Source organism: Streptomyces sp. SPB074, assembly GCF_000154905.1.
GTDB lineage: Bacteria > Actinomycetota > Actinomycetes > Streptomycetales > Streptomycetaceae > Streptomyces.
Map to the genome: position 1 here is coordinate 2,345,660 of NZ_GG770539.1, position 6,206 is coordinate 2,351,865.

Genomic DNA, 6,206 nt, shown 5'->3' on the forward strand with positions numbered 1-6,206 from the left:
CGAAGAAGAGGGGACCGGTCTCCTCGGGGGCCTCAGCCGCCGGGGCGGGCGGCGCGGGCGCGGCCTGGCGCGGGTAGCCGGGAGGCGGGGGCGGCACCGAGCCGTCGGCGGGGGCGGGGCGGCTGGTGCCGGGGACCCAGCCCGTACCGCTCCAGTAGCGCAGGTAGCCGGGGATGGAGGGATCGGGGTAGTACCCCTCGCCGGGGTACGCGTCGCCTGCTGCCGGAGTGGGGGCGCTCATCGTCCGCTCGTCCCGTATCTGCTCGGTGAGTGGGGTGGGCGTCCACATTTACCAGAACTCGGGCGTGTTGCGGGCCGGTCCGGCCGAGGTGGGGGCAATCCCGGCGGTTGACCGAAAAACTTTCCACAAGCCGCGTAATGCTGGGCTGCGACCGCCCTCTCTCCCGGTACGGGCCTCCAGGTGGGCCGTCGCAGAGGCAGAAAGGGACCAGCCGTGGCGCACTCCGTCGTGGAACGTGAACTCGAACTCCAGCTCCTCGTCTCACCGGAGCGCACCGTCGCGGTACCCGCACGGCTGACGTACCGCACGGACGACCCCTACGCCGTGCACATCCTCTTCCACCTCAACTCCGAGTCCCCGGTGGCGTGGACGTTCTCGCGCGAACTACTGATCGAAGGCGTGTTCCGGCCCTCGGGGCACGGAGACGTGCGGGTGTGGCCCGCGAAGGAGGACGGGCGCGAGACGGTACGGGTCGCGCTCACCTCGCCGGACGGGGAGGCGCTGATCCAGGCGCCCGCGGTGCCGATGACGGCGTGGCTGGAGCGCACGCTGCGGCTCGTCCCGCCGGGCACGGAGGCGGAGTTGCTCGGCATGGAGGAGGGTTTGCGGCACCTGCTCACGCCGATGCCGGTGGAGGAGCTGTGGCAGCGGGACCGCGATCCGTGGCGGGAGGAGGGGTACGAGAGCGAGTGAGCCGCGTGGCCGCCGGGGTGGCTGCCGCGGCCCGGCCGGGCCCGTCCCCGCTCGTACCCGTACCCGGCCCCGTACCGCCAAGTGCGGTGCTCCTACAGGACCTTGCCCGGGTTGAGGATGCCCAGCGGGTCGAACGTGGCTTTGAGCGCGCGCTGCACGTCGAGGCCCGTCTCGCCCAGCTCGCGGGCGAGCCACTCCTTCTTGAGGAGGCCGACGCCGTGCTCGCCGGTGATGGTGCCGCCGAGTTCGAGACCGAGGGCCATGATCCGGTCGAAGGAGGCGCGGGCGCGGCGGGACTCGTCCTCGTCCGCGGCGTCGAAGCAGACCGTCGGATGGGTGTTGCCGTCACCGGCGTGCGCGCAGACACCGATGGTCAACTCGTGCTCCTCCGCGATGCGTTCGACGCCTTCGAGGAGTTCGGCGAGGCGGGAACGGGGCACGCACACGTCGTCGATCATCGTGGTGCCCTTGACGGCTTCGAGCGCGACGAGTGCCAGGCGGCGCGCGGCGAGCAGGAGTTCGGACTCGGCGGGGGTCTCGGCGGGGACGACCTCGCTCGCGCCGGCCTCCCGGCACAGCGCGGCGACGGCGGCCAGGTCGGCCGCGGGCTCCGGGGTGTCGAAGGCGCACAGGAGCAGGGCGGCGGTGGACTCCGGGAGACCCATGCGGGCGTACGCGTTGACGGCGCGGACGGTCGTGCGGTCCATGAGTTCGAGCAGCGACGGGGTGTGGCCGCCCGCCATGATCGCGCGCACCGCCTCGCAGGCGGTGGCTGTCGTGCCGAACTCGGCGGCGAGGACGAGTTGCGGGGCGGGCGCGGGGCGCAGGGCGAGCACGGCCCGTACGACGATGCCGAGGCTGCCCTCGGAGCCGACGAAGAGCCGCGTGAGGTCGTACCCGGCGACCCCCTTGGCGGTGCGGCGCCCGGTGCGCAGGAGGCGGCCGTCGGCGAGGACGACGTCGAGGCCGAGCACGTACTCGGCGGTGACCCCGTACTTGACGCAGCAGAGCCCGCCGGAGCCGGTCCCGATGTTCCCGCCGATCGTGCACATCTCCCAGCTGGACGGGTCGGGAGGGTAGTTCAGCCCGTGTGCGGCGACGGCGCGCGAGAGCACCGCGTTGATGACGCCCGGTTCGACCACGGCGACCCGCTCGACGGGGTCGATCTCGATGATCCGGTCCATCTTGACGAGCGAGAGCACGACGCACCCGTCCACGGCGTTCGCGGCCCCGGACAGCCCGCTGCGCGCGCCCTGCGGCACGACGGGCACGCGGTGCGCGCTCGCCGTCCGCATGACGTGCCGCACCTCCTCGGTCGTACGCGGCAGCACGACGGCCGCCGCCCGCCCTGCCGCGCAGAAGCTCGCCATGTCGTGCGCGTACGAGGCCACCACCGCGGGATCGTCCAGGACGGCGGCGGCGGGCAGCCCGGCACGCAGGTCCTCCAGAAGGGCGGCGGGAACGTCCTCGCTCAGCGGCTCGGTCATGATGAACACAGTGGCATCGCGTGACGGCACGGCGGAAGACCCCGGCCGGTCCACCGCCGTGCGCCCGACGCCCACCACCCACTGCCCGCCGCCCCCGCGCGACGCCCCCGCGCGACGCTCGCGGGAAGCTGCGGAAGCCGGGTGGCCGGGGGGCTGGTCACGCCGGGGGACGAGGCGGGGCGGGGGCGGGGCGGGACGTTCCCGGAGCCGACGCGATCCGTGGCCGGTCCGCGTCCGTGGTCGGCCCGTGGCCGGTCCGCGCTCCGGGGGCCTTGTCCGGGTGCCCGGCCTGGTGCGTGAATGGGCGGAGCCAGTCGCCCCTGTTCACCGTGCCGGAGCCCCCGTGATCGACGCCCTCGACGCCCGTCTTCTTCTGCTGCTCGCGCGCGAGCCCCGGATCGGGGTGCTCGCGCTGTCGCGGCGGCTGGGGGTCGCGCGGGGCACGGCGCAGGCGCGGCTCGACCGGTTGCGGGCGCGCGGGGTGATCCGGGGGTTCGGGCCCGAGGTGGACCCGGCGGCGCTCGGGTACCCGGTCACGGCGTTCGCGACGCTGGAGATCCGGCAGGGGCGCGGCGAGCAGGTGCGGGCGCATCTCGCGCGCGTGCCGGAGGTCCTGGAGCTGCACACGACCACGGGGCAGGGCGACATGCTGTGCCGGCTCGTGGCCCGGTCCAACGCCGACCTGCAACGGGTCATCGACCAGGTCGTCGGCTTCGACGGGATCGTCCGCGCCTCGACGGCGATCGTCATGGAGAACCCCGTACCGCTGCGGCTCCTCCCGCTCATCGAGCAGGCCGCGCACGCCGCACGCGGCTGACCGGCCCCGCCCCGCTCCCCCGACGCGGCGCGCTCTCCCCCATACGTACCTCCCCTCGCGCCCCTCCCCCGCGCCCCCTCTCCCCCATCCACGTCCCTCCCGCCTCCGGATGGCCGTACCCCGCAAGCGCGGAGCCCGTGCCGCCGCCACTGTGGAGCGGTACGACACGTCCCCGTACCGGTCTCGCGGCGCGGCGGGCCGCCCGTACGGCGTCAGGAGTCAGGAGCGGTGGCGTGAATTTCTGGACCTATGTCGGCAACCGGCACGAGCAGTTGCTCTCGGACGCCTACCAGCACGCGAGCGCCGTCTTCCAGTGCATGGTCGTGGCCACCGTCATCGGGGTGCTGATCGGCGTGCTCAGCTATCGCTCGGAGTGGGCGGGCAATCTCGCCACGACCGCGACATCGACCATCCTCACCGTGCCTTCGCTCGCGCTCATCGGCCTGCTCGTGCCGATCGTGGGGCTCGGGGTCGCGCCCACGGTCATCTCGCTCGTGCTGTACGGCCTCCTGCCGATCGTGCGGAACGCGATCGTGGGCCTGCGCGGGGTGGACGCGACGCTCGTGGACGCCGCGAAGGGCATCGGGATGTCCCGTACGAGCAGGCTCCTGCGCATCGAGCTGCCGCTCGCGTGGCCGCCGATCCTCACCGGCATCCGCGTCTCGACGCAGATGCTCATGGGCATCGCGGCCATCGCCGCCTTCGCCTCGGGGCCCGGGCTGGGCAACGAGATCTTCCGCGGCATCGCCTCGCTGGGCAGCAAGAACGCGCTGAACCAGGTCCTCGCCGGCACCGTCGGCATCGTCGTCCTCGCCCTGCTCTTCGACTTCGCGTACGTCCTGATCGGCAGGCTCACCATCCCGAGGGGTATCCGTGTCTGACGCCTCCACACCGCCCCAGGGCGCCTCCGCCTCCTCCGCGGCAGCCGCCCGGGCCACGTCCGCCCCGACCGGCGCGCACGCGAACGGCCCGGACGCGAACGGCCGGGGCGCGTCCGGGTCGGACGCCGGCGGGGCGGGTGACACGAGCGGGGCGACGATCGAGCTGGAGAACCTCACCAAGATCTACGCGGGCACCTCGGTCCCCGCCGTCGAGAACGTGAGCCTGGAGATCAAGGCGGGCGAGACCGTCGTCTTCGTCGGGCCCTCCGGCGGCGGCAAGACGACGCTGCTCAAAATGATCAATCGCCTCATCGAACCGAGCAGCGGGCGGATCAGGATCGGCGGCGAGGACGTCACCGACATGGACCCGGTGAAACTGCGGCGGAAGATCGGGTACGCGATCCAGTCGTCCGGGCTCTTCCCGCACCTGACCGTCGCGCAGAACATCGCCCTCGTGCCGAAGATGATCGGCTGGTCCAAGAGCCGCGTGAAGGACCGCGTGGAGGAAATGCTCGACCTGGTCGGCCTCGACCCCGGCGAGTTCCGCGGGCGCTACCCGCGCCAGCTCTCCGGCGGGCAGCAGCAGCGCGTCGGCGTCGCGCGGGCGCTCGCCGCCGACCCGCCCGTGCTGCTCATGGACGAGCCCTTCGGCGCCGTCGACCCGATCACCCGCGATCACCTCCAGGACGAGCTGATCAGGCTCCAGCACGAACTGCACAAGACCATCGTCTTCGTGACGCACGACTTCGACGAGGCGATCAAGATCGGCGACCGGATCGCGGTGCTGCGCGATCGCTCGAAGATCGCGCAGTTCGACACCCCGGAGGCGATTCTGACCAATCCGGCGGACGACTTCGTCTCCGGCTTCGTCGGAGCGGGCGCCGCGCTCAAGCGCCTCAACCTGACCCGGGTACGGGACGTGGGGATCACCGACTGGCCGACCGTGTCCGTGGACGATCCTCTCCAGACCATCTTCGACCGCTTGCGCGCGGCGGGCGCCGGGCACAACGAACTGCTCATGCTCGACCGCCGCGACCGCCCCTACAAGTGGCTCAGGCGCGGCGACCTCAGCCGCGCCAAGGGCTCCCTCTCCCGGGCCGGGGCGCTCGTGCAGGACACGGTGACGCGGGACGCGACCCTGCGCGACGCCCTGGAGGCGGTGCTCACGGACAACGCCGGGCGCGTCGCGGTGACCGGGCGGCGCGGCGAGTACGAAGGGGTCGTGGACATGCAGACCCTGATGAATTCGGTGCACGAACTGCTCGAAGAAGACCGCCTGGAGGCGATCGAGCACCGGCACGAGCTGGAGGAGATCCAGGAGGAGCAGGACCACCCGCATCAGGACCGGACGACGGCCCTGGAGGCGGAGGAGGAGGGGACAGGGACTCCCAGGCGTACGGGGGCCGGGGCTCCCGGGCGTACGGACGCCGGTCCGGCGGGGGACACGGGGGCGGCGGCCGGCGGTACGGGTGGGCGTCCCGCCCGAGGGCTCGCCCGGGAACCCGGGCGTGAAACCTTAAAAGCTTTAAAGGCCGTCAGCGACGCGGGACCCTTATAAAACTTAAAACCTTAGAGGCTATTTAAGTTGCTGATTTATATTAATTTTATTGTTCAAACATGAGAGCTTAGTACGTGAAACATGAGAGCTTAGTACGTTAGCCATGAGAGCTTAGTACGTTAGCCATGAGGGTTTAGTTCGTTAAACATGAGAGCTTAGTACGTTAAACATGAGAGCTTAGTACGTGAAACATGAGAGCTTAGTACGTACTATCAACAGGTTGAACTGCTGATCTTCGGATGCACGGTTCTTGTTCAGGTAGTTGTGCAGTCCCCGGAAATGGTGAGCGTGCCGCCCGAAACTGACCGGCCTGGACGACCGTTTATCGTCCGTGAAGAACAGCTCGGGCAGGGTGAGCGGCGGCGGGCTGTCGGGCGTGAAGTCGACCGGGATGAGGCCGAGCAGCTTCCCCTTGAGCTCCTCCGTGTACATCGTGACCTTGCCGTCGCGGATCTTCGACGTGGAGCCCGGGGCGCCCTTGACGTGCGTCGTGTACGCGCCGGGGCCGACGGCGGTCTGGTGCAGGTCC

At 71.1% G+C, this 6,206-nt stretch carries 6 protein-coding genes and 1 pseudogene; 4 read left to right on the forward strand and 3 right to left on the reverse strand.

Going from position 1 to position 6,206, the window contains the following annotated elements; translation table 11 throughout:
- The coding region (locus SSBG_RS09530; protein ID WP_158677757.1) for a DUF2510 domain-containing protein at nt 1-241 on the reverse strand (241 nt) is incomplete at its 3' end.
- A gap of 213 nt (nt 242-454) precedes the next feature.
- On the opposite strand from SSBG_RS09530, the gene SSBG_RS09535 reads away from it, so the two are divergent.
- A complete protein-coding gene (locus SSBG_RS09535) occupies nt 455-934 on the forward strand; it encodes an SsgA family sporulation/cell division regulator (RefSeq protein WP_008745962.1) in 480 nt (159 codons plus the stop codon).
- Nucleotides 935-1,026: 92 nt separating this feature from the next.
- On the opposite strand, the gene SSBG_RS09540 is transcribed toward SSBG_RS09535, so the two are convergent.
- On the reverse strand, nt 1,027-2,421 hold the full coding sequence (locus SSBG_RS09540) for an FAD-binding oxidoreductase (RefSeq protein ID WP_008745963.1): 1,395 nt from the start codon (nt 2,419-2,421) through the stop codon (nt 1,027-1,029).
- A gap of 343 nt (nt 2,422-2,764) precedes the next feature.
- On the opposite strand from SSBG_RS09540, the gene SSBG_RS09545 reads away from it, so the two are divergent.
- The 3 genes from SSBG_RS09545 to SSBG_RS09555 all read left to right on the forward strand — a co-directional run bounded on the left by SSBG_RS09545 (nt 2,765) and on the right by SSBG_RS09555 (nt 5,677).
- Nucleotides 2,765-3,238, forward strand: coding sequence for an Lrp/AsnC family transcriptional regulator (locus SSBG_RS09545; RefSeq protein WP_008745964.1), 474 nt, complete (start codon nt 2,765-2,767; stop codon nt 3,236-3,238).
- Nucleotides 3,239-3,471: 233 nt separating this feature from the next.
- Nucleotides 3,472-4,119, forward strand: a complete 648-nt coding sequence (locus tag SSBG_RS09550) for an ABC transporter permease (protein ID WP_008745965.1) — start codon at nt 3,472-3,474, stop codon at nt 4,117-4,119.
- A 157-nt stretch (nt 4,120-4,276) separates the two neighbouring features.
- On the forward strand, nt 4,277-5,677 hold the full coding sequence (locus SSBG_RS09555) for a betaine/proline/choline family ABC transporter ATP-binding protein (protein ID WP_234010737.1): 1,401 nt from the start codon (nt 4,277-4,279) through the stop codon (nt 5,675-5,677).
- A gap of 246 nt (nt 5,678-5,923) precedes the next feature.
- On the opposite strand, the pseudogene SSBG_RS30925 reads toward SSBG_RS09555, so the two are convergent.
- Nucleotides 5,924-6,206 (reverse strand): annotated as a pseudogene (locus tag SSBG_RS30925) (hypothetical protein); the annotation flags it as partial.